The following is a 24,864-nucleotide window of genomic DNA, read 5'->3' on the forward strand; positions in this document are numbered from 1 at the left end:
TACTAGAGTCAAGAGGACACCATCAATTGAACTCATAGATTTACCCCTCTTTACAAATTTTTCGTCTAATTCTTATCTTAGTGTGAATTGGCAGTTGCATCATTAATTACACATTTTGATTTTCTTCTGATATCTATAAGTTTCTTCTATATATATTTTTGTGAAGCGCACTTCCACATTCAAAGTTAGTAGTCAGGACTTTAGTCAGACAAAAAATCAGCCATTATTCTGAACAAAGGATCAGGGAATCAAAAAACTGCCTTCATAAGCTAATCGTCATTCATTTTTCCAGACTGATTCGTTTGTAGTAAGGGCTTTAGCCCTGGCTTTATGCAACTTAAATGCTGATTAGCTTACCATACTTATATATAGGAATCCGACTTGATTATTGAAATGATTTGCGTAAGAAGGGAACAGGGAACAGGTAAGAAGGAACAAAAGTGTACGGAGTTTTTTTCAGAAATCAAATATGAGTCCTATAGCAGTGTGACATCTAATTTTACTCATCAATACGCTTGCTAATCGCCTGTACTAATTCCTCAAATTCTCCCTCACTGTGAACGTCAGCAGTAAGGGTATTCATATCTTTAAGCGTGTTAGCTAGTCTTGGTAAGTATTGGCGAATTTCGTTGTACGAGTCAATGTCATCTCTAAAACCTTCTAGGTAAGCAGCAGATACCTTTTTTAACTCATCATCAAATTTTTTAATTTTTTCTTCCCAATAGATGACATACTGAAGTCGATCAATAGGGTCGTATATTTTTGCATCTGCTAATACAATTGGAAAAATGCGATCGCTAAACTTATGATTCTTAGCAATTTGCACCAGTTCAAACATACAGTTGGGTGATTTCAAATATTTATCACTAATCACAGCAACTACACATTTACCACGCCCGATTTTTTCCATGAAGGCTTTAATCCGTTCTTTATAACCTAAGTCTCGCTTATCTCTAATAATAGTGATACCTTTAGTTTGTAAAACTTCGTCTAAGTGATTAACATAGGTTCCACTTTCTCCACCCCAAGCATAGGAAATAAAGATTTCTTTCTCATATTCTTCTGATATCAGTTCAGGTATTTCCTTAAATATTTCTCGGTCGTTGCGTTGTCTTTCTACTCGTTGTGTAGGCGATTCAATACCATCAAGTAATTCTTTGGGGTCGAAGGTTTCTGTTAAGCCTGGAGGAATATAGAATAAACCTTTTTCCTCATAAATTAGTAAGTTTTTGTAGTCTGCAATAATATTGGGATGCCCAGGTATGGGTACTTTCTCATCAGCTATTAAGCCTTTGATAGTTTTGTGAATTGCTTTAAATTCGGAACGAATTATTGCTAATAGTTCTCGTCTCGTGGATTTTTGACCACTAATAGAGATAAATATCTTTTGGTCTTCTCTGTCGCTTTTGACTAAGGCGCGGTTATTGCGATATTTCAACACAATTCCACTCCGCCACCAAGTTTGTCTATCTGCTAAGTGGTGCATCCTGACAATGAAGCGAGAAATAATACTGTTGGGAAGGACGTTGTAATGATATTGGAAGGCTAAAACATTTTCCCATTCACCTGTGCTGGGTTCTGATTTGGGTAACAAATCAGGAATGAGGAAGCGATCATCACCTGTACCATTCTCTAACAGAAAGCAAAGTTCAAACTTTTTCATCATATCCACAATGAATAGTTGCTTGTTGCGGGGATAGCAAAGGTCATTGAGAATGCGGTTGAGTTGCTCTCGTCCTAAAATTCCCCGAAATTGTGTGAGTAAAAGATTATCATTGAGGATTTTGTAGACACCATTTGTTACCCATATGGGATTGAGGACGTTAGTATCTTCTAAGCGATCATCGTCACGAAAGTTGAGAACAATGCCAAGACGGTGCAATAATTCGATGAGTGTGGATTGATTGAGATCACCTGTAACCTGCTCTTTATGACATAAATCTTGGTACTCTGTGTAAGAAATATAGTCTTTTTTCTTGTGTTTCATCGCTTCCAAGCGGGTTTTGACTTGAAACCAACTTAGGGGTAAAGGGTCATGAATATGTTCTATCTTTGCCAGTTCACGGGTGATAATTGACTGCAATTTTGGTATACCTCTTCCAGTGGCGCAGGAAACAGAGACAATATCTTTAATGTTGTGGTATTTGTTGCGTAGTCCCTTTTGGTCGATGTCGAGGGATTGTTGATCAATTTTGTTGCCAACAATAATAATTGGCGAATCACCACCAAAGCTGTGAATAATTTTCAGCCAGTATTCTAGTTCGTTTTGTCGTTCATCTACACGCGCATCTAAGACTAATAAGTAGAGGCTGCGTTTGGTGAGAAAAAATTGGTGGGTGGCGTGCATGATTTCTTGTCCGCCAAAATCCCAGACATTGAGCCGGATAGGTTGATGATTAATAGTTACTTGCCAATTTTGGATGTTAATCCCTTCTGTTTTATTTTCGTGGGGGTCGAAAAGGTTATGAATCAGCCGTTTAACTAGAGAAGTTTTACCAACGCCACCTTGTCCTACCAGCAATACTTTAGCTTCGTTGAGGGGTTTTTCTTGTCCGGCTTGCAGAGAGAAATAATAGCTCAGAATCTTGGCTGGTTCGCCTAAATTGTCCCATGACTCGTCTAAGATTTCCGGCGGAATTTGCAACTGAGCATTGCCTTCACCGCGTAAATCTAGCTTTTCGAGTTTAGTTAGTTTCTGTATTTCTGACGGTAAATTGATCAAGTTATTATCTTCAAGAGCAAGAATTTGTAGATTTTTGAGTTGTCCAATTTCCGGTGGCAGACTCCTCAGTTGATTACTGCTGAGGTCGAGCGATTGCAGGTTGACCGATTGTCCAAATTCCGGTGGCAGACTGCTCAGTTGATTTCTTTCGAGGTTGAGCGATTGCAGGTTGACCAGTTGTCCAATTTCCGGTGGCAGACTGCTCAGTTGATTACGACCGAGGGAGAGCGATTGCAGGTTGACCAGTTGTCCAATTTCCGGTGGCAGACTGCTCAGTTGATTTCTGCGGAGGTCGAGGGATTGCAGGTTGACCAGTTGTCCAATTTCCGGTGGCAGACTCCTCAGTTGATTACTGCTGAGGTCGAGGGATTGCAGGTTGACCAGTTGTCCAATTTCCGGTGGCAGACTGCTCAGTTGATTTCTACGGAGGTCGAGGGATTGCAGGTTGACCAGTTGTCCAATTTCTGATGGCAGACTGCTCAGTTTATTAACACTGAGGGAGAGCGATTGCAGGTTGACCAGTTGTCCAATTTCTGATGGCAGACTGCTCAGTTGATTAATGCTGAGGGAGAGCGATTGCAGGTTGACCAGTTGTCCAAATTCCGATGGCAGACTGCTCAGTCGATTCCCGTAGAGGTTGAGCGATCGCAGGTTGACCAGTTGTCCAAATTCCGGTGGCAAACTGTTCAGTTGATTACTTTGGAGATTGAGCGATCGCAGGTTGGTTAGTTGACCAATTTCCGATGGCAATGTTTTTAAGCCTTCGTAAGAAAGGTTTAATTTTGTCACATTGTCTTTGGCAGCTTTTGCGATAACTTGCAGCAGTTCTTCGTTGGTCATTTACATCGTTGAAATTGATTGTCTCACCTGTTTTTTCAATTCTGACTTACGGATGTTGCAAACACCACAGTTACATAAAGTACCGTCATTGTCTGCAAGAGAAACACGACAACTAGAACCGCGTACCTGATTCCGTAGAAGCGCAAACAGATTTGCTGCAATGGTAACACGAGGGTCACGTTGCTTTGAGCCGGAGTCAAAAGGCACTACGGAAAACCAGCTACAAAAATGAATTTAATTCAAAGGTATCAGCCATAGCAGCGATTAACAAGAAGTTTATGGAGTATAAAAGCTTTATTTTAACTGATAATGCTTGTTGATTGCTCGTGAACCTAATATACGATTCGTAAATCTAATTTCTGAGTCGTAAATCTGATTTAGAACTCGTGAATCTAATTTCTGAGTTGTAAATCTGATTTAGAACTCGTGAATCTAATTTTTGAGTCGTAAATCTGATTTAAAACTCGTGAATCTAATTTCTGAGTCGTAAATCTGATTGAGAACTCGTGAATCTAATTTGCGGGATGTGCGGCTTGTTATTGAAACTCTGATCCCCCTAAATCCCCCTTAAAAACGGGGACTTTGATGTTTTTCTTGTTCCCCCCTTTTTTAAGGGGGGTTAGGGGGGATCAAAACGATGCAGGATCAAGTGAGAAGACTTGTGTGTAGACTGTAGCTTCAAAAGGCGGACTTTGATGTTTTTTCTGGTTTCAGGCTACGGTGTACACACATCTGGGTGCTGGGTGGAAAATATGGTTTGATCCCCCTAAATCCCCCTTCAAAAGGGGGACTTTGATGTTTTTTCTTGTTCCCCCCTTTTTTAAGGGGGGTTAGGGGGGATCAAAACCATGCTTTCAAGCATTCTAGCTGGATAAACACTAGCAAATATGACGAAAAACCTCAAAACTGGCGATTTTCATTTACCTTACAATCCAAAGCTTGTAGAAAGAGCAAAAGAACTTCGCAAAAACATGACCCCAGCAGAAAAAAAGCTATGGTGTGAGTATCTGAGAGATTTTCAATTTCGGGTTTTAAGACAAAGACCAATTCATCATTTTATAGTTGATTTTTACTGTCCTAATTTACAACTAGTTATTGAAATTGATGGGGATAGCCATTTTACAGATGAAGGTCAAGATTATGATCTGGAGAGAACGCAGATTCTGGAAGGCTATGGTTTAAGGGTTATTAGGTTTACGAATAGTCAAGTTTTAAATGAGTTTAATAGTGTGTGTCAGCAGATACAGGAGTTGATCCCTCCTAACCCCCCTTAAAAATGGGGGAACAAGAAAAGAATTAAAGTCCCACACTCAATTCAATTCTTTGCACCATTTGTCATTTGAAAATGGGATAACAAAAAAACAATCAAAGTCCCCCTTTTTAAGGGGGATTTAGGGGGATCAAACCACATTTCCCACCCAGCACCCAGATATATATACACCATAAGGAGTAGAATCAAAATCACCCTTTTAAATCAGTTATCAGTTATCAGTTACCAGTTATCAGGCGTATACTTCGACAAGCTCAGTAACAGGTGGGGGATTTAGACCCGCCACCAACGCATTCCACCTGGAGGTGTGGTGTTTCACCAGGGATAAATAGATCACTGATAACTGTTTACTGTTCACTGTTCACTGTTAAATGGGGATTTAGGCGCATCAAAATAACTGGCACACGGTGTTACTTTTAACTCATATACCTTATCTAAACAGCAAATCTACTTATAACTGCTCAATCTAAATAATTAAAAAATTCTGTAGCTTTACTCAAGCTAGTACATCTGCTGATTGCGTACTCTAATGGTAGCTAAAGAACTAAGTGTTGATTAACATTAGTCTTTCATATTCACTACATTGCCAAAAGGAAAATCTTATGTCGCAACGGAGACGAGACTCAATTGCACTGACTAAAGCTGAACGTCGGATTGAAAGATTGGAGACGATTAACTCTGACTTAGATTTTGGTAATGGCTTGTCAGTCGCTACTTACAAAAATATGGTTAGTGAGTTACGAGATAAGTTAGCGGCTTATAATCAAGCACGAGCAATAGTAGAGAAAACGCAGAATGCTTTACTAGAAGCGGAACGTGCTTTAAATGATTATTCTGAGCATATGTTATTAGGTGTTGCGTCTCGCTATGGCAAAAATAGTGATGAATATGGGATGGCTGGTGGAACGCGCAAATCAGACCGCAAAAAACCACGTCCATCAGTAGCTAAGTCTATGGTAGTACCTGCGGAGTCAACAACAACGGCATGAAATGTAAGTTGGGTTGCGCTGCGCTTAACTCAACATTTATCTTAAAAACTCAACAAAGATTTTGGTGTTGGGTTTCCTTACGTCAACCCAACCCACATGACATCTAATTTTACTCATCTATGCGGTTGCTAATCGCCTGCAATAATTCCTCAAATTCTGACTCGCTGTGAATGTCGGGGGTGAGGGTGTTCATATCTTTCAGCAGGTTGGTAAGTTCAGCGATGGTGTTGCGAATTTCGGTGTATTGATCAATTTCTTCTCGAAATCCCTGTAAATTAGCGGCGGAAACTCCTTTCATGGCTTCATCTAATTCTTTGATTTGGTCTTCCCAATGTTTAATATATTTAATTCTTGCAACAGGTTTATAAATTTGGGCATCTGCTAACACAATCGGAAAAATTCGGTCATAAAATTCACCATTCTTAGCAATTTGCACCAATTCAAACATACAGTTGGGCGATTTTAAATATTTATCACTAATCACAGCAATTACACATTTACCCCGTCCAATCTTTTCCATAAATGCTTTAATGAGACCTTTATAACCTAAGTTTCGCTTATCTCTAATAATGGTGATGCCTTTAGTTTGTAAAACTTCGTCTAAGTGATTAACATAGGTTTCACTTTCTCCACCCCAAGCATAGGAAATAAAGATTTCCTTCTCATATTCTGATGTGGATGAATTAATCATTTTATGTTGTTCTCTCTCTTGTTCTAGTTGCTTTTGTAAACGCGTTACTTGAGGATTGATTTCCTCATATTCTCGTTCGGAGGTGAACATCACATCATCAATTAATCTACGCACATCTACCATTTCATAGCTGTTTTCGCATTCAACTTGATAGCGACGAGCATTTAAGCGTTTGCGGAGAGATTCCAAAGAATAAAAATGAGGAATTGGCAGATTTATGCACATTTCACAGTTACAGGGAACTAGAGTTTGATATTTTAAAGTTTCATAAGACTTGTGGATTTTTTCTAATTCATGGGTGACAACTGCCATAAGTTCTTTTTTGCGATTTCCGGCTACACGAATTTTAATTTCTCGCTGATTGTAATTTTCTATGACTTCGGCGCGAGTTTGGTCTTTGTGGAGAACAACGCCAGTTTTCCAAACGTGTTTTTGCCATTCAATCCAAGGGTGTGTTTCCACAATAAAACGGGTAATCATACCTTTCGGCATGAAGTCATAGGTGTAGCGAAGTATTAAATTGTTGGTGTCGTTCCAGGTATAGTCAGGTTGTTCAATGGAAAGTAATTGCGGCGCGATGTAAGTACCAGGACGGCTAGGAATTTCGTAACATAGTTTGAACCGCATCATTAATTGCAGCAGTTCATCTTGCATTTGGGAATATTCATCATCTTGCCAAATATTTTTTAGGTCATCTTGTGTAAAACAACCAAGGTTTTGCTTGACAGTATCATTATCTAAAACTTTGTAAACCGCAGTAGTTCCCCATTCTGGTTTGAGGATGACGTAGTGTTTGAGTGTGGCATCATCTTGGAAGTGGAGAAAAACACCAAGGTCGTGTAAATAGCTACTCAACCGCAGCATATCTTTGCGGTCTGTTAAATTATTGACTCGGCAAAGATTGCAGTATTCTTCTTGGGTGATGTAATTACGGGGATAGTTTTCTAATGCGGCTCTGACTCTCACCCAGAGTTTTGGTAGCGGTGTGCCAACATGGGGAAGTCTGCTGATGTAAAGCTGAATTGCGTCTTTAATTTCTGCTAAACCGCGATTGGTGTCTAAGTTAGTAGCCAAAACTTCTTTGAGATTGGTAAACTCTCCACGTAACTGGCGTTCATTGACTTCACATTGGCAGTCTTGTTTTTCGTTCTTGATAATCAGAACTGGACTTTTATCGCTGAGGAGTTCGACAACATTTAGCCACCAGTAGAAATCAGTGTTTTCTCTGCGGTCATCCGCTACTAAAGCATAAAGAGAACGCTTGCTGAGGAAAAATTGATGGGTTTGGTGATAGATTTCCTGTCCGCCAAAATCCCAGATATTCACACGAAAGTCTTGACCGTTAGGTTGGGTAAAGTGCCAACGGATAACCTCTATACCTTCGGTTGATTCTTCATCTGGTTGGAGTTGGTAATTTTCGTCTTGGATTTTCTTGGCTAAAGATGTTTTACCTGCTCCCCCTTCGCCAACAATTAAGAATTTGGCTTCATATAAAGGTTCGGTTTCGGCTGGGTCTTGTACCTGGAAATAGAAATTAAGGATTTTGTTTACATCACCAGGATCTTCAAATATGTTCTTTGACCCCAAAATCTCAGGCGGAATGGGAACTGGATTTCTACGAAGGTCAAGTTTTTCCAGGTTTTTTAGTTGCCGAATTTCCGGTGGCAGACTGCTCAGTTGATTACTGCTGAGGTCGAGATATCGCAGGTTGACCAGTTGGACAATTTCCGGTGGCAGACTGCTCAGTTGATTACTTCTGAGGTCGAGATATCGCAGGTTGACCAGTTGCCGAATTTCCGGTGTCAGACTGCTCAGTTGATTACTTCTGAGGTCGAGATATCGCAGGTTGACCAGTTGCCGAATTTCCGGTGGCAGACTGCTCAGTTGATTATTGTAGAGGTGGAGCGTTTGCAGGTTGACCAGTTTTCCAAATTCCGGTGGCAGACTGCTCAGTTGATTTCTGCTGAGGTCGAGATATCGCAGGTTGACCAGTTGCCGAATTTCCGGTGGCAGACTGCTCAGTTGATTTCTGCTGAGGTCGAGCGTTTGCAGGTTGACCAGTTTTCCAAATTCCGGTGGCAGACTGCTCAGTTGATTTCTGCTGAGGTCGAGCGTTTGCAGGTTGACCAGTTTTCCAAATTCCGGTGGCAGACTGCTCAGTTGATTTCTGCTGAGGTCGAGCGTTTGCAGGTTGACCAGTTTTCCAAATTCCGGTGGCAGACTGCTCAGTTGATTATTGTAGAGGTCGAGCGTTTGCAGGTTGAGCAGTTGGACAAATTCCGGTGGCAGACTGCTCAGTTGATTATTGTAGAGGTGGAGCGTTTGCAGGTTGACCAGTTTTCCAAATTCCGGTGGCAGACTGCTCAGTTGATTATTGTAGAGGTCGAGCGTTTGCAGGTTGAGCAGTTGGACAAATTCCGGTGGCAGACTGCTCAGTTGATTCTCTTGGAGGTGGAGCGTTTGCAGGTTGACCAGTTTTCCAAATTCCGGTGGCAGACTGCTCAGTTGATTCTCTTGGAGGTGGAGCGTTTGCAGGTTGAGCAGTTGGACAAATTCCGGTGGCAGACTGCTCAGTTGATTTCTGCTGAGGTCGAGCGTTTGCAGGTTGACCAGTTTTCCAAATTCCGGTGGCAGACTGCTCAGTTGATTATTGTAGAGGTCGAGCGTTTGCAGGTTGAGCAGTTGGACAAATTCCGGTGGCAGACTGCTCAGTTGATTCTCTTGGAGGTGGAGCGTTTGCAGGTTGACCAGTTTTCCAAATTCCGGTGGCAGACTGCTCAGTTGATTCTCTTGGAGGTGGAGCGTTTGCAGGTTGACCAGTTTTCCAATTTCCGGTGGCAGACTGCTCAGTTGATTCTCTTGGAGGTGGAGTGTTTGCAGGTTGACCAGTTTTCCAATTTCCGGTGGCAGACTGCTCAGTTGATTCTCTTGGAGGTGGAGCGTTTGCAGGTTGACCAGTTTTCCAATTTCCGGTGGCAGACTGCTCAGTTGATTATTGTAGAGGTTGAGCGATTGCAGGTTGACCAGTTTTCCAATTTCCGGTGGCAGACTGCTCAGTTGATTAAATCTGAGGTCGAGCGTTTGCAGGTTGACCAGTTTTCTAAATTCCGGTGGCAGACTGCTCATTTGATTACTGCTGAGTTCGAGCGATTGCAGGTTAACCAGTTGGACAATTTCCGGTGGCAGACTGCTCAGTTGATTACTGCTGAGTTCGAGCGATTGCAGGTTGACCAGTTTTCCAATTTCCGGTGGCAGACTGCTCAGTTGATTACCCCAGAGGAAGAGCGTTTGCAGGTTAGTAAGTTGACCAATTTCCGGTGGCAGTGTTGTTAAGCCTTTGAAAGAAAGGTCTAATTCTGTCACATTGTCTTTGGCAGCTTGTGCAATAATTTGCAGCAGTTCTTCTTTGGTCATTTACATCGTTAAAATTGATTGTCTCACCTATTTTTTCAGTTCTGAAATCCAAAATCCAAAATCCCAAAATCCAAAATTGGTATAAGCTAGGGTACAAAAGCCAACACACCCACAGGAGAACCCGAACCACCACGTAATCTAAGAACTGCGATCGCTAATGTAGTACCTTTGGGCGGTAACTGGTCTAAATTGGTCAAATTTTCTAACACAATACCAGACTTTGCCAAAACTAGACGGTTAGTTGCAAAGCTACTATCAATTCCAGGATCTACACCATGTGTATCAATTCCCACGCCTGCAATTTGCCGTTGATTGAGTAAAAATTCTGTAGCATAACTGCTAAACCCTGGAAAGTGCATCATCCCTCCAGCATCTTGATTTAAAAAGGCCTGTTTGTCTCCCCATTTATGTTGCCAACCTGTGTAAAGTAGCACTACACTACCGCTTTCAATTTGGCCATATTCTCCTTCCCAAGCCAAAATATCAGCAATAGTTAAGGTGTAATCAGAATTATCAGCCGTAACTTGACTAATATCAATCACTATCGTCGGCAAAACCAATGATTCCGCAGGGTATTGATCAATACCGGCACCATACGTCAAAAAGCTATTAGGGGCGTTAATATGAGTAGCACTATGTTCACCTAACGAAAAACCCCGCAAATAATAGCCATCATCAGGAATTTCCGCCACAGTTGTAAACTTTACTGGCGGATCACCTGGCCATTGAGGGATATATTCATCAATGACATGACTAAGGTGTATAACTCTGGAATAGGTGATTTGCATAAAAGCAGAGAGTGAATAAAGGTTCGTAGTAAGAACTTCAGTTCTCTCTACAAGACGCTCCGCGAACGAAAAAGGACTAAAGTCCTGACTACAAACTGAATCAATTTAATTTTTTTCTTCCTAAAATCCGAAAACTCGTAACTGAGTTTTGTAGCTGAAGCATACAAGCTTTTAAACATTACTTCTTATGAACACAAAAGCACTTTCAGCTATTTTAGCTACAGTTACAGGAACCGCTTCCATATTAACTGCTACACTCGGAATCTCTCCTGCTGCCCACGCTGCAACCACACAATTTAGTTGTAGTGCTAAAAATGTATACATTGAGGTTTCTCGCCTCAACAATGGTACACTACGCTACGCAGCATATAATATCCCCACAACTCTACAACGTCCTAGTCTTTTACTCAATGGTGGCACAGCCAGACGCGACGGCGATGGCAATATAGTTTACAGATTTAGAAATGGTAATTATCTGTATGCTGCTGTGCAAGATAGTGGTTACGGCAAAGTTTTGGTTTACAGAAATAATCGATTAATTGCTACAAACTATTGTGGTGATGTCTAATACAATTCGCAATTCGCAATTCGCAATTCGCAATTCAGACACCATCTGGGTTTCAAGCTTTGCATCTGTTTCCTAATTTTGGAGAATTTGGTCTAATACTAGTTACAGTCTAAATATTGCCTAATTTTACGAACCCAGATTTACAAAGTCTGGGTTTTTGAGTGTGTCTATTTTACTCTGTTTAAGCAGACTCTGCCATGCCAACAGTATTTAGCTACTAGCTACTGGTTGTAATTGCTTAAAAATTTTTAATATAAATTCTCATCAAATAGTTCTAATGTAACTTTTTAGTGGTATTTTTTAGCCGTTTGTAATTTACAACCCCGGCAGTTGAACCTTTAAAGTTGAGAATTTTAGTATGAGCAGCAATTTAGCAAACAAACTGCGTGTTGGTACAAAGAAAGCCCACACAATGGCAGAAAACGTGGGTTTTGTCAAATGCTTTTTAAAAGGAGTAGTAGAGAAAAGCTCTTACCGGAAGTTAGTGGCTAACTTCTACTACATCTACTCAGCGATGGAAGAGGAGATGGAAAAGCACTCCCAGCATCCGATTGTTTCTAAAATTAACTTTACCCAACTCAACCGTAAGCATACCTTAGAACAAGACTTAAGTTACTACTATGGTGCTAACTGGCGGGAACAAGTCAAGTTATCTCCAGCCGGGGAAGCTTATGTCAAACGCATTCGAGAAATTTCTGCTACCGAACCAGAATTATTAATTGCCCATTCTTACACCCGTTACTTGGGTGACTTATCTGGTGGACAAATTCTCAAAAACATTGCTGTAACAGCCATGAACCTCAATGATGGCCAAGGTACAGCCTTCTATGAATTTGCAGATATTACCGACGAGAAGGCATTTAAAGCAAAATATCGCCAAACTTTAGATGAACTACCTCTAGATGATGCCACAGGCGATCGCATTGTTGATGAAGCTAACGCCGCCTTTGGGATGAACATGAAGATGTTCCAAGAACTAGAAGGTAACTTAATCAAAGCCATTGGTGTGATGTTGTACAACACCTTAACTCGTAAACGCACACGCGGTAGCACTGAACTAGCAACTGCTGAGTAATATCAATTCGCAATTCATTAAGGCTGAATTTCGGAGAATGGTAAAGAGTAAACTTTTGTAAAGTAAGTTTAAGTAAAATTTAGGGGCAAACTCCCCAGGTTCTTCTGCTTTTAGCAGATGTTCTTGAGGAAGTTGCCCCTAATGTTTTGGGCTATATGATTGCTTTAGTTGAGTCGGAGTCAAAGAGATAATGTAATTATGTAATTACATTTACATTATTATTGAATATTTATATAAACGGCTCTTCCGTAGGTGTTATGCTAAAATTTAAACTCAAATTAGGGATTTGCCTTTAAAATCAAGGGTTTCAGGCAGTTCAAGCCTAGATTTTCTCCCAAAATCTAAAACGTCAAGATTAAAAGCTGTCTTCCTTGCCCAGCAAAGGATATGAGCTAATTTATAGACATTTTCAGCATAACAAGTAATGAAGAACCATATAAACTACATTTTAGGACTTACTTTGTCCATAAACTGACGAAAATTTTTATTGCATAATTTTTCATCAAGAAAATCAATTTCAGTTAAAATGTCTATAAACTGTGACAAATACCCATACTCTTGGATATTCTCGCTTTCTTGATTGACCTGTGTAGGTGAGCTTGTGTTTTTACAACCTAGAGTATAGTAATCAATACCGTTTTGTGCTTTTGATCTCAGCTTATCTATTTCACTTGATAATTCTTTTATTTTTTCATCAAATGAATTAATAATGTTTAAAGGATTAAAGTTATTTTTTATAAGGATATTAAATACATCCTTGGGATTCAGAAAATTTGGAATTGAGTTAACTTCATTCTCTAGATATATCAACTTTTTTTTAATGTCATTCACTAATTTTTCATAAGCTGCATTTCTTTCCATCTTTTAGCCACTCACAAAAAATACTTATATTTTAATAAAATTAAATTAAGAGCGAGAAAAAGGTAATAACTTTCTTAAAAAAGACGGTAGAAAATGCTTTTCGACGATTTCACTAAATTGCCACTGTAAAACTGAATTTGAAATTTCTTTAATATTTCCTAATATTTGATTTATAAAATCAAGAGCTTGAATCCACAGATTGTCTCTCAAATTTTTATATGTCTCATTATAACTTCTTTCAAGTTCTTCAAGTTTATCACGTAAATAGAACTGTTTTTTTTCTAGCTCATCTTTCTGCTCTTTTGAAATTAAATCTTGGATATCCTTCATTGTAGAGATTGTTTTTTCTACTTGATTAGCTTTTAACTTGCAGCGAACAATAGATTCTTTTTTGCTTTTTAGAGCATTATCTATTTCGAGAGCTTTGAATGTGAATTTATTTGTGTTATTGGATTTAACCTCTAATTCGTTCACACTGTCAACTTCTTGGCTTACTTGTGTGCTTAAAAATGTGATTTTATCTTTCAGTTCGTTGTACATGATTTGATTATTACCTGTAATATATGTATATTCAAGACATTAAATGAACTAAACAAACAATGACATTTTCAGTATAATTTTACTCACATCTTGCACCAACCGTAGATACCCTTAAAAAGAAGATCAACAGCATAAAAGTATAAAAATAATCAATTATAGGAGAGCGATTTTTTCGGGGGAGATGGGCAAGAATTAAGCAAGGGGTTTAAACATCAATCATCCCAAAGACCTTGAAACTTGGTAGACGCAAGTTCGGTAAAAATCGAAGCATTTCGCTTTGATGTCGTCATACTCCCATAAACCGCCAACCAAGGCGATCGCACTTTTAGCTCATTGGTGACTCAATGCCTTACCGTTGGTGCATTTCACTTCGATGTCGTGATAAATCTATTTCCCGCCCAAAACCGCGATCGCTCATTGGGTTAATTACTAGTTGAATGCCTTACCGTCGCTGCATTTCGCTCCGATATCGTCATACGGTTATGCAATTTTGCTTTAAACACCCCCACATCATCAGCAGCATTGCGAATTGGGAATTGGGCATTGGGGAGGCAGTGCGTTACTTTGGTTTCCAAAGTTGTAGCAACTGCCGTCATTGGGTAGTTTCCCATGCCCCATGCCTCATGCGCGATATTAGAACATACCCATGCCGCCCATGCCGCCCATGCCGCCCATACCGCCCATGCCACCCATGCCGCCCATGCCAGCATCAGGTGCAGGAGGAGCTTTCTTCTCTGGTTTTTCAACTACGATCGCTTCAGTAGTTAACACCATACCAGCAATAGAAGCAGCGTTTTGCAATGCGGAACGCACTACTTTAGCAGGGTCAATAATTCCAGCTGCAATCAAGTCTTCAAATTCATCAGTAGCAGCGTTGTAACCCATGTTAAATTCGCTGTCTCTGACTTTGGAGACGATGACAGAACCTTCTACGCCAGCGTTATCAGCAATTTGACGTAAGGGTGCTTCTAAGGCGCGTTTGATGATGTCAGCACCGATTTTTTCTTCTTCAATCAGGCCGTTCTTAATTTCGTCTACCTTTTTAGACAAGTGAATTAAGGTTGTACCACCACCAGGAACAATACCTTCTTCTACAGCCGCTTTAGTCGCGTTGAGTGCGTCTTCAATGCGTAACTTGCGGTCTTTGAGTTCGGTTTCGGTGGCTGCACCGACTTTAATCACTGCTACACCACCAGCGAGTTTAGCAATGCGTTCTTGGAGTTTTTCTTTATCGTATTCGGAATCAGTTTCTTCCAACTGCTTGCGAATTTGACCGATGCGTTTTTGTACTTCGGGTTTAGCAGAGCTACCAGCAACAATGGTGGTATTTTCTTTATCAATGGTGATTTTACGGGCAGTACCCAACATTTCCAAAGTTGCGGTATCTAAGCTGAGGCCGATTTCTTCAGAAATCATTTGCCCATCGGTGAGGATAGCAATGTCTTGCAACAGTGCTTTGCGGCGTTCACCAAATCCGGGGGCTTTAATTGCGGCTACAGCTAACACACCCCGTGCTTTGTTCACAACTAAAGTTGCTAAAGCATCTCCTTCTACATCTTCAGCAATAATCAGCAGGGGTTGACCTAAACGGGCAACTTTTTCCAATACAGGTACTAAATCTTGGATGCTGTTGATTTTCTTATCGGTAATCAGGATGCGGGTGTTTTCAAACTCTACCGTCATCCGGTCGTTGTTGGTGACGAAGTAGGGGGAAATGTAACCGCGATCGATCTGCATCCCTTCCACTACTTCTAGTTCTGTGGTGAGAGATTTAGATTCTTCAACGGTAATGACACCATCTTTGGTGACTTTTTCCATTGCTTCGGCAATCATGTTACCGACTTCTTCGTCGTTACCTGCTGAGACAGTGGCAACTTGTGCGATCGCACTTCCTTCTACTGGCTTGGCAACTTTAGCAATTTCTGCTACCAACGCCTCAATAGTTTTATCGATACCACGCTTTAAGCTTACAGGATTGCTGCCGGCGGCAACGTTCTTTAAACCTTCTTTAATCAAGGCTTGTACTAAAACTGTGGCTGTGGTTGTCCCATCACCAGCTACATCCTTGGTTTTAGATGCTACCTCTTGAATCAGCCTAGCACCAGTATTTTCTAAAGGATCTTCTAACTCAATTTCCTTCGCAACAGTGATCCCGTCATTGACGATTTGGGGAATACCAAATTTTTTTTCTAAAAGCACGTTGCGACCTTTTGGCCCCAAAGTGATTTTTACAGCATCAGCCAGGGCATTTACACCGCGTTCTAGAGCGCGCCGTGAATCTTCATCAAAAGAAATAATTTTTGCCATGTTCCCTTTCTCTAGCGTTTCCATTAGACAATTTAGCACTCACTGACCCAGAGTGCTAACTACCTAAACATTCCAAATCACATCTGAAAATCAAAAAAATTGAGTAATATACACTTGATGCTCATGTAGGATACTGGCAGTAATGGTTAAATCGGGAGATGGTTCTGAACTTAGAGAACTCCCTTAAGCTGATTGGCATTGCTAGCCCTAGCGGCACCGGCTGGTTAGCAGTAGTGTTTACATTTATCTTGGCTTGGTTAGTTACTTGGCGTTTAATCCCCACAGTACGTAAATTTGCTTTGCGGGTAGGTTGGGCTGACCAACCGAACGCCAGAAGACTCAACCGAGAACCTTTACCAAATGCAGGAGGTTTGGCTATTTATGCGGGAGTAATTGCCGCACTGGTATTAGCTATCTTACTGCGCCCCATTGAACTTCAGAATGTATTAGCTCAAGTATTGACTATTTTACTGGGAGGTTCAATTCTAGTCTTGGTCGGCTTTATAGACGATCAGTTCGGATTACCCCCCTCTGTACGTTTGTGGACGCAAATTATCACAGCATTATTACTATTTGCTAACGGTATCAGTGTTGATGTACATCTGGGTACACCGATAGACTCTATTTTGTCGATGTTACTCACAGTCCTGTGGATTGTTGGTATTACTAATGCCGTTAACTTGATGGATGGCATGGATGGACTAGCTGGCGGGATTAGTTTTATCACTGCCATGAGTTTATTAGCAGTTTCTGCCCAATTTCCCAATCGTGCGGCGGCTACCTTAGTCTTAGCAGCCTTGGGGGGTGCTGCCTTGGGCTTTTTACGCCATAATTTCCACCCGTCAAGGATTATTATGGGTGATGCTGGCGCATACTTTTTTGGCTATGTTTTAGCAGCCACAAGTATTTTAGGTAGCTTACAACGTAATACCATCTATGCCCTTGGCCCTTCAGTTTTATTTTTGTTGTTGCCAGTTCTAGACACCACCCAAGTGTTTATCCGACGGTTATTAGCTGGCAAAAACCCTTTAAGTACCCCTGGAAAAGATCATCTACATCACCGTTTACTTGCTTGGGGATTTTCCCAACGTCGAGCTGCATTTACTCTATGGTTAATCACCCTATTGTGCAACTTATTAGCCATGAGAATTCAGGGGATGAGCTTACCCGTCATGATTGCCTCTACTACTAGTATTATTGTTCTGCTAGGCTTTACCGTTTGGCAAAGGCTCATAGGAAAGGAAGAAAGATAGGGGGTAGGGGTTTAGAGAAAATTTTAACTGATGTCCAATGCCCCATTCCCCATTCCCCATTCCCAAATTTAAGCCATCACCATCCCACCATCAACATTGAAAACTTGTCCTGTAATGTATGCGGCTGCGGGATCAGCTGCAAGGAAGCGCACCATACCGGCAATTTCTTCTGGTTGACCGTAGCGACCCAAGGGAATGTATTTGAGAATTTCATCGGCTTTGAGGTCGCTGGTCATATCAGTTTCAATAAATCCAGGTGCAACAGCATTGACTGTAATTCCACGAGAAGCGAGTTCTTTCGCAACGGTTTTTGTAAAGCCGATAACGCCTGCTTTAGCTGCACTGTAGTTAGCCTGACCAGGATTACCCATTTGACCTGCTACAGAGGTGATACTAATAATTCTGCCAGAACGCTGTTTGAGCATGATTTTGCTCACAGCACGAGTGCATAAGAAAACGCCGGTTAAATTTAGGTCTATGACTGCTTGCCATTCTTCAGGCTTCATCCGCAATAGTAGAGTATCACGGGTAATTCCGGCATTATTGACGAAGATATCAATGCGTTTGAATTTGTCCATAACAGCACTGACAAGAGCATCTACCTGATCAGCTTGGGAAACATCAGCTTGGAGAGCGATCGCCTCTCCATCCTTACCAGTAATTTCTGCTACCACTGCATCAGCCGCACCACTAGAACTGGCATAGTTAACGACGACAGTTGCACCATAAGCAGCTAATTCTAGTGCGATCGCCCGGCCAATTCCTCGTGAAGCACCCGTAACAACTGCTACTTGACCTTTTAAATTTTCACTAAAAACAGCCATGAACTATTCCTCAAAATTTCAATCACCGCGCTAATTATCTTATGGTGATTTGTACCTACAGATGATCAGTAATTTAAAATTGCAAATTCAAAAAAGTATTGAATATAAAAAATCGCTTTCCCAATCCCCAATCCCCAGTCCCCAATCCCTAATTTATTTCGCAACAATAAAAACAAAATAATGTTACACCGTTTTTGCAAAGCAGACATTAAGATTGAATTCAATCAATAATGAATTGGTGTGTGTCACATGGCTACAAATAAACAATTCAACAGCTTTGAAGAGATGCTGTCTGGTTCTGATGTGCCTGTTTTAGTAGATTTTTACGCTGAATGGTGTGGCCCTTGTCAGATGATGGGGCCGATTTTAGAGCAAGTCAATGCTCAATTACAAGGGCGTTTGCGTATTATTAAAATTGATACGGAAAAATACGCAGGATTAGCTAGCCAGTATAGAATCGAAGCTCTACCAACATTGGTACTGTTCAAACAAGGTCAACCTGTTGATCGAGTTGAAGGTGTTTTGCAAGCACCGCAGCTAGTTCAAAGGCTGCAAAGTTTAGTTTAACAAAAGCTAAGTTTAGAGACGTAAAAATGCGCGTCTCTAAACTTTCTTTGAGGTTAATTAATCATTAATAGAAATCAGATTAATCGTTGGAAATATTCTGTTCTAGCAGTTGCAAATAAGACTACTCATCCCAATTTAGTATTATTTACCCCTTCAGTAAAATCAATAGAATAATTAGCGATTTTCCCATGAAAACATTATTCTACTTGTGTTTAAGAGCGACGCACATTTAAACAACACCACTCTTTACGTTTCCACATGGTAGCAACTACCCACCCGTGTTTTTCTAAAGCATCAGCGACGGATTTTGATTGCTCTGTTAAAATGCCACTGAAAATAGCCCAAGTGCTAGATTTAGATATCTCGGTGATTTCTGGGACTAACTGAATAATTACATCAGCCAGAATATTGCAGACAATTCCATCTACTGGTTTTTCAATGAGTTTCTTAAGAATATCTACACTACCTTCGGCGGGGACTATCTTTTCTGGATGAATATCATTCAAAGCACGATTACTAAAAGTCGATTGCACCGCTAGGGGATCAGTGTCTACAGCATAGACTTTTTCGGCTCCTAATAATACTGCCCCAACTGCTAAGATACCAGAACCACAACCAATATCCGCAATGACAACAGACTCTCGTTTACTACCTGTACCAATGAAAGATTGTGGAACTGAACTTAAACGCATCTCTAGAGATTCCAAGCACAGTTGAGTTGTAGCATGGTTGCCTGTGCCGAAAGCTACACCAGGGTCAAGACGAATGACTAATCTATCTATGTCTTCAGGTAATGGTAGCCATGCGGGGTTAATGAGGAAGCGATCGCCTATTTCTTGCGGTTGCCAATATTGTTTCCAGCTACTAGCCCAGTCTTCTTCATCAATTAGCTGCCAACTCAAGGTAGGACTCGATAATCCCACACACAAAGCATCCTGACGTAACCATAGCCCCAAAGCCGCTAAATCAAGTACCTGGGCTTGAAATGTGGGTAAGTAACCCTTAACTAAAAAGTCAGTACCTTTGATTTCACTAGCTGTTCCGCGACAACCAAAATCTTCCAACCGCCAGAAAACCGAGTCTTCTAACGCTGGTTCGCATGAAATCTGTAATTCCCACCAAGTGTTTGCCATTGTTTAGTGATGAGTGCTGTTAGCGGAAGCGGGGCGTTTAGCCCGTGCTGAGTGATGAGTGCTGGGTGATGAGTGCTGAGTGTTGGGTGTTGAGTGCTGGGTGAAGGTTTGGTTAGTGGAGTGTGATGTTAGCCTTGCTGAGAAAGAAGTTTTAGAGTGCTTTGAGTTATCTTGTTTGTTCTAACTCTTCACTCTTAAATTTTACGGCTTATGTGAGTTGGAGTCTGAAAAGGCGTAAATACGTTAACATGGCTAAACATTTTGGCTAAACCATAGCCTGAAAGCCTTGCTATAGCTTGGGCGTTTTTAATTCACATAAGGCGTATTTTCTCTTCACTAATCTATAGATATAGATCAATACAGTTCAGTTAAGATTAAAAACAAAACTGGTGTAGGTTGGGTTGAGGAACGAAACCCAACATTATCAAGACTTTGTTGGGTTTCGCTATCGCTCAACCCAACCTACTATTCACTTAACCGAACCATATTGAGATATAGATACGGTTAATCCTGCTTTAAATCAAGACGCACTTAGAATCGGCTAAACGCCGCACTATCGCTAACACAACTCAGCACTCAGCACTCAGCACTTTATAAAGTTACTGTATACGCGTCCCGAATGCCGGGTACTTTGGTAATCTCTGCTAAAATCCCTTCTGGTAAGGGATCATCAATGCTGAGTGCCATAACTGCATCACCGCGCACGATTTTGCGACCTACTTGCATACTGGCAATATTGACATTAAAGCTTCCCAATAAGGAACCTAATTTGCCAATAATTCCTGGCATATCGCGGTGTAGGGTAAACAGCATATGTTTGCTGGGTGGGACGTTGATGGGGAAACCATCAACATCTGTGAGGTGAATTTCCTTATCACCTAACAATGCACCAGTTACGGAGTGCGTACCTAAAGTACCTGTGGCTTCTAGGCGTAATGAACCAGCGTAGTCACGCGCCGAAGCGTCACGGGTTTCAATGACGCGAATTCCCCGTTCTTTGGCTTCGATGTTGGCGTTAACGTAATTTACTCGTTCTCTGAGGGCTTGATAAAGTAGACCCTTGAGGGCAGCGATTACCAACGGCTGACTCTTATTCGTTGCTAGTTCGCCTTGCAGGCGCACGTTCAGCAATTCTACTCGACCACCGGCTAGCTGTCCGACCAAGTTACCCAAGGTTTCTGCTAGCTGCATATAAGGCTTGAGTTCTTCGAGAATATCGGGGCCAAGTCCAGGAATATTGACTGCGGAACGGGCGGGTAAACCTAGAAGGACATCGCGGATTTGTTCGGCTACGTCTATGGCTACATTCACCTGTGCTTCTGTGGTGGACGCGCCTAAGTGGGGGGTGAGGATGATTTCTTTACCCAGCGATCGCAATTCTGATTCACCCAATGGTTCAGACTCGAACACATCTAAAGCTGCACCAGCAATTGTGCCTGCTTTAACGGCTTCGACTAAAGCAACTTCATCAATGATCCCACCACGCGCACAGTTAATAATCCTGGTTGTGGGCTTCATTTTAGCCAGAGTCTGAGCATTGATCAGATGGGCTGTTTCAGGAGTTTTGGGAATATGCAGGGTGATATAGTCTGCTTGCTGAATCAATAAATCAAACTCTACCAGCTGACAGCCTATTTGTTCTGCCCGTTCTGCGGAAATGAAGGGATCGTAAGCTAGTAATTTCATCCCCATCGCTTTGGCCACAGCCGCCACATGAGAACCAATTTTACCCAAACCAACGATACCCAAGGTTTTCTTGTATACTTCTGAACCTACAAAAGTTTTGCGATCCCACACGCCGCTTTTCACTGAAGCATTAGCATCAGGTATATGACGTGACAAAGACAACATCATTGCTAGGGCGTGTTCTGCCGCCGCAATCGTATTACCTTCAGGGGAATTAACTACAACAATTCCTCGGCGGGTAGCAGCAGGCACATCTACATTATCCACACCTACACCGGCACGACCAATGATTTTCAGTTGAGTACCGGCTTCGATGATTTCTTGAGTCACCCGCGTTCCCGAACGAATCATTAACGCGTCATACTCACCAATAATTTCTATTAATTCTGCTGGTTTGAGACCTGTCTTGACATCAACAGTAGCAACTTGTGAGAGGATGTCAATTCCTGCTTGGTCAATAGGATCGGAGACAAGAACCTTAGACATGATTACATGATTTATATAAGTTAGGAGTTTTGCTGCACAAGACTTTTTAGTTTAGTCCTTATTCGTGGCCATTCAGCAAAAATATTTTTTTGAATATCAACCCGTGCTGCACCTACACCTCTTAGATGAGGATACCAGAGGAGGGGGGAACAGATAAAGGCAAAAGTAAAAGGAAAAGATTTCTGGGACTGGGGACTGGGGATTGGGGAATCTCAGGGTAATGAATGTTAACTAATTAATTTTCGACCTTTTTTTGAGGCATGAGACAGCGACGTAAAAAAATAATTAAGGAAAATTTCTCAATTGTTGCAATACGTTAATGGTGTTCAAGTTTAGTAAATAGACAGATCACCAGAAAGATAAAGGTGCTAAATTAAGAACAAGGTACAAAAAGGTTAAAAGTTCATTAGATACAAACCTTGAAGTTAGAGCCTGTACCTCCTGCTCTAATGGCTTATCGATTCGCAATCTTAAACTCGTCGGTCGCATCCTGTATACGTGTTTTCGCCTTGAGTTTATTGATTTATTTGTGGAGGTTTTGAACTTACAGCCAGAAATGCCTGCCTATTGGAATCAAGGATGCAAGGTTCTAAGGGTAATGGTTGCGAACGTTGTCCACCCTAGTTGAGTTGTTTTATCTCTGTTTTTTCCATCTTCTCTAACAATTGCACATTTACTAAGCCGCCTCAGCTAATGATTATTTCCTTCTTAGCTTGGGGCGGTTATTGTATTTTTTGGGCATCGGGCATGGGTCATTGGGCATAACTAATGACTAATGACTAATGACTAATGACTATTAACTCTTAAACTAACGTAATCACAGTTACTTCTGGGGGACAAAATAAGCGTCCTGGTCTATAAGTTCCCAAACCACGATTTACATATAACTGATTGGTAGAAACTTGGTGATATCCTTGCGCCCATTCCCAATATCGCACCACTTTAGAACAATCTCCTAATAACAACGGAATCCAACGGCGCATTTTTTTGGGAATTTGTTTGAGGAGTTTTTTATAATGGTAAACTACAGGCCCTATACCTGGTAAAACAATATGACCTCCGTGAGTGTGACCAGATAACTGTAAATCGACTCGCCATTGTTCTAAAATTTTCGCGGTATCTGGATTATGAGATAAAACAATTCTGGGTGTAGATGACTTGAGTTGTTCCATTAGTGGTGCAGGATGGAATTCTTTTGACCAATAATCAGCTAATCCTACTATTGGTAAATCTTCTCCTAAAGGATAGGCAATTTCATTCCACAAGACGTTCACACCGATACTGGTTAAAGCTTGAGTAATTTCTACTTGGGAGTGTTGGAAGTGAATATCATGATTACCAAGTACGGCATAAATGCCATAGCGACTTTGTAGATATTTTAGTCTTAATGCTAGTTGATGAATTGGTGCAGGATCATCAGTAACATAATCACCAGTTAATACTATTAAATCTGGTTCTACTTCATTAGTCACTGCGATCGCTTCTGCTAGTAATTCTTCTGATAATCGCAATCCATCATAATGGAAATCTGACAACTGCACTAACTTTAAGCCTTGCAAACTGGATGGTAGTTCTGCAATCTTAACCGTGAGTTTATCTACACTTAAACGTCCTGTAAACAACCAGTGCATAACCTATTAGGAACTCCTCATACCAGCGTCTACAGCTTATCAAAAAACAAAATAAGTCTTGAGAAAGTGTTAAAAAATAATAACTTAATCTAAGGGTGTAAGGGCATCAGGATCATCAAGGAATTATAACTAATGACTAATAACTGTTGACTATTGACTGTTGACTATTGACTAATAACTATTCTGTCTCCAGTGTAATTACTGTTACTTCTGGTGGACAAAATATGCGCCCTGGGAAATAGGTTCCTAAACCTCGATTGACATACAGTTGATTATTGCCGAGACGATGTAAGCCCTGTAACCATTCCCAATGACGAACTATAAAAAATTCTTTGCGTAGAAATGGGAAATATCGTCGCACTCGTATCGGAATTTTACGGATGATTTTTTTGTGATAGGGTAATACAGCCCCCAAGCCGGGGATAACAATTTGTCCCCCATGAGTGTGACCAGAGAGTTGTAAATCTACCCGCCAAGCTTGTAAATGATGGGCAGTATCAGGATGATGAACTATTGCCAAACAAGGTTTTGCGGGATCTAATTGTGGAAAAATTGCGGCTGGATTAAATTCCCGTGAGTAATAATCAGCCAGTCCGACTATTGGTAATTCCTTTCCTAATGGATAAGCGATTTCATTCCAAAGTACGCGAATACCAATATTAGTAAGTGCCTGAGTAATTACAGTTTGGGAATTTTTGTAATATAAGTCATGATTGCCGAGAATAGCGTAAATCCCATGACGACTTTGCAGTTTTTCGAGGTGTGGCGTTAATTGGTGAATGGGTTCAGGGGTAGTAGTGACATAATCCCCTGTCAATAATATTAAGTCTGGTTGTGCTTGGTTAGTAACAGCGATCGCTTCTTGCAACATCGCATCCGAAAGCCGTAAACCATCATAGTGAAAATCTGACAACTGCACTAACTTCTTACCCTGTAGCGACGCAGACAACCCTGCAATCTTCACCGTCAATCGTTCCACACTCAACGGCCCAGATAAAAGTCTGTGCATAATTTACTCAATGAATCTCTACTTAGCCTAGCTTAACAAGGAGGAAGAGGGCAGGGGGCAGGGGGCAGGGGAGAGAGCTTACAGCCTTTAATCCAAAATTCAAAATCTAAAATTGCTATCAGGTAAGTTTCTCTATCACCTCTACATCCCTCCGGCAATATATTGCGATTTGTAACGGTAATTTATACTTGCTGCCGTTTGTTGACGTTA

At 41.1% G+C, this 24,864-nt stretch carries 18 protein-coding genes; 6 read left to right on the plus strand and 12 right to left on the minus strand.

Translation table 11 applies throughout. From position 1 onward, the window contains the following. Positions 1 to 499 precede the first annotated feature (499 nt). Positions 500 to 3,562 carry a COR domain-containing protein gene (locus ACQFX9_RS21495; protein WP_427158347.1) on the minus strand — a complete coding sequence of 1,021 codons (3,063 nt, stop codon included), beginning with the start codon at positions 3,560 to 3,562 and terminating at the stop codon, positions 500 to 502. A gap of 887 nt (positions 3,563 to 4,449) precedes the next feature. On the opposite strand from ACQFX9_RS21495, the gene ACQFX9_RS21500 reads away from it, so the two are divergent. Continuing rightward, entirely contained in the window at positions 4,450 to 4,836 is a 387-nt protein-coding gene (locus tag ACQFX9_RS21500; RefSeq protein WP_427158349.1) for an endonuclease domain-containing protein, read from the plus strand. Between the two features lie 598 nt (positions 4,837 to 5,434). Continuing rightward, positions 5,435 to 5,821, plus strand: coding sequence for a hypothetical protein (locus ACQFX9_RS21505; protein WP_427158350.1), 387 nt, complete (start codon positions 5,435 to 5,437; stop codon positions 5,819 to 5,821). A gap of 109 nt (positions 5,822 to 5,930) precedes the next feature. Here the strand turns inward: ACQFX9_RS21505 and ACQFX9_RS21510 are convergent, their stop codons facing one another. Together ACQFX9_RS21510 and ACQFX9_RS21515 are read right to left on the minus strand one after the other, a co-directional pair. Next, positions 5,931 to 9,926: a leucine-rich repeat domain-containing protein gene (locus ACQFX9_RS21510; protein WP_427158351.1), complete on the minus strand. Its 3,996-nt coding sequence runs from the start codon at positions 9,924 to 9,926 to the stop codon at positions 5,931 to 5,933. A gap of 86 nt (positions 9,927 to 10,012) precedes the next feature. Further along, positions 10,013 to 10,714, minus strand: coding sequence for a cyclase family protein (locus tag ACQFX9_RS21515; RefSeq protein WP_427158352.1), 702 nt, complete (start codon positions 10,712 to 10,714; stop codon positions 10,013 to 10,015). A gap of 187 nt (positions 10,715 to 10,901) precedes the next feature. On the opposite strand from ACQFX9_RS21515, the gene ACQFX9_RS21520 reads away from it, so the two are divergent. Together ACQFX9_RS21520 and ACQFX9_RS21525 are read left to right on the plus strand one after the other, a co-directional pair. Next, complete coding sequence (locus ACQFX9_RS21520; protein ID WP_427158353.1) at positions 10,902 to 11,282, plus strand: hypothetical protein; 381 nt, start codon at positions 10,902 to 10,904, stop codon at positions 11,280 to 11,282. Between the two features lie 358 nt (positions 11,283 to 11,640). Further along, a complete protein-coding gene (locus ACQFX9_RS21525) occupies positions 11,641 to 12,357 on the plus strand; it encodes a heme oxygenase (biliverdin-producing) (RefSeq protein WP_427158354.1) in 717 nt (238 codons plus the stop codon). 441 nt (positions 12,358 to 12,798) lie between these two features. Here ACQFX9_RS21525 and ACQFX9_RS21530 read toward each other — a convergent pair whose 3' ends face one another. The 4 genes from ACQFX9_RS21530 to groL all read right to left on the minus strand — a co-directional run bounded on the left by ACQFX9_RS21530 (position 12,799) and on the right by groL (position 16,065). Continuing rightward, on the minus strand, positions 12,799 to 13,218 hold the full coding sequence (locus ACQFX9_RS21530) for a hypothetical protein (protein ID WP_427158355.1): 420 nt from the start codon (positions 13,216 to 13,218) through the stop codon (positions 12,799 to 12,801). Between the two features lie 45 nt (positions 13,219 to 13,263). Further along, the gene (locus tag ACQFX9_RS21535; protein WP_427158357.1) at positions 13,264 to 13,758 is read right to left on the minus strand and encodes a hypothetical protein; all 495 of its coding nucleotides are present in this window, start codon (positions 13,756 to 13,758) and stop codon (positions 13,264 to 13,266) included. Positions 13,759 to 14,180: 422 nt separating this feature from the next. Continuing rightward, entirely contained in the window at positions 14,181 to 14,354 is a 174-nt protein-coding gene (locus ACQFX9_RS21540; RefSeq protein WP_427158358.1) for a hypothetical protein, read from the minus strand. A gap of 37 nt (positions 14,355 to 14,391) precedes the next feature. Beyond that, positions 14,392 to 16,065, minus strand: a complete 1,674-nt coding sequence (groL, locus tag ACQFX9_RS21545; RefSeq protein WP_427158360.1) for a chaperonin GroEL — start codon at positions 16,063 to 16,065, stop codon at positions 14,392 to 14,394. Between the two features lie 164 nt (positions 16,066 to 16,229). Here groL and ACQFX9_RS21550 point away from each other — a divergent pair, with 164 nt between their 5' ends. Continuing rightward, complete coding sequence (locus ACQFX9_RS21550; RefSeq protein ID WP_427162966.1) at positions 16,230 to 17,318, plus strand: MraY family glycosyltransferase; 1,089 nt, start codon at positions 16,230 to 16,232, stop codon at positions 17,316 to 17,318. Positions 17,319 to 17,386: 68 nt separating this feature from the next. On the opposite strand, the gene fabG is transcribed toward ACQFX9_RS21550, so the two are convergent. Further along, positions 17,387 to 18,142 carry a 3-oxoacyl-[acyl-carrier-protein] reductase gene (fabG, locus tag ACQFX9_RS21555; RefSeq protein WP_427158362.1) on the minus strand — a complete coding sequence of 252 codons (756 nt, stop codon included), beginning with the start codon at positions 18,140 to 18,142 and terminating at the stop codon, positions 17,387 to 17,389. Between the two features lie 249 nt (positions 18,143 to 18,391). Between fabG and trxA the strand changes: the two genes are divergently transcribed. Continuing rightward, complete coding sequence (gene trxA / locus ACQFX9_RS21560) at positions 18,392 to 18,709, plus strand: thioredoxin (RefSeq protein ID WP_427158364.1); 318 nt, start codon at positions 18,392 to 18,394, stop codon at positions 18,707 to 18,709. A 212-nt stretch (positions 18,710 to 18,921) separates the two neighbouring features. On the opposite strand, the gene prmA is transcribed toward trxA, so the two are convergent. From prmA to ACQFX9_RS21580, 4 genes are all read right to left on the minus strand, one after another. Continuing rightward, entirely contained in the window at positions 18,922 to 19,842 is a 921-nt protein-coding gene (prmA, locus tag ACQFX9_RS21565) for a 50S ribosomal protein L11 methyltransferase (protein ID WP_427158366.1), read from the minus strand. A 591-nt stretch (positions 19,843 to 20,433) separates the two neighbouring features. Then, complete coding sequence (serA, locus tag ACQFX9_RS21570) at positions 20,434 to 22,014, minus strand: phosphoglycerate dehydrogenase (protein WP_427158367.1); 1,581 nt, start codon at positions 22,012 to 22,014, stop codon at positions 20,434 to 20,436. A gap of 803 nt (positions 22,015 to 22,817) precedes the next feature. Continuing rightward, positions 22,818 to 23,645 (minus strand): metallophosphoesterase, encoded by an 828-nt coding sequence (locus tag ACQFX9_RS21575; protein ID WP_427158369.1) that lies wholly within the window; start codon positions 23,643 to 23,645, stop codon positions 22,818 to 22,820. A gap of 178 nt (positions 23,646 to 23,823) precedes the next feature. Beyond that, on the minus strand, positions 23,824 to 24,654 hold the full coding sequence (locus ACQFX9_RS21580) for a metallophosphoesterase (RefSeq protein WP_427158371.1): 831 nt from the start codon (positions 24,652 to 24,654) through the stop codon (positions 23,824 to 23,826). Between the last annotated feature and the right edge of the window lie 210 nt (positions 24,655 to 24,864).

The sequence above is a fragment of the Aliinostoc sp. HNIBRCY26 genome (assembly GCF_050235535.1).
Lineage (GTDB): Bacteria > Cyanobacteriota > Cyanobacteriia > Cyanobacteriales > Nostocaceae > Trichormus.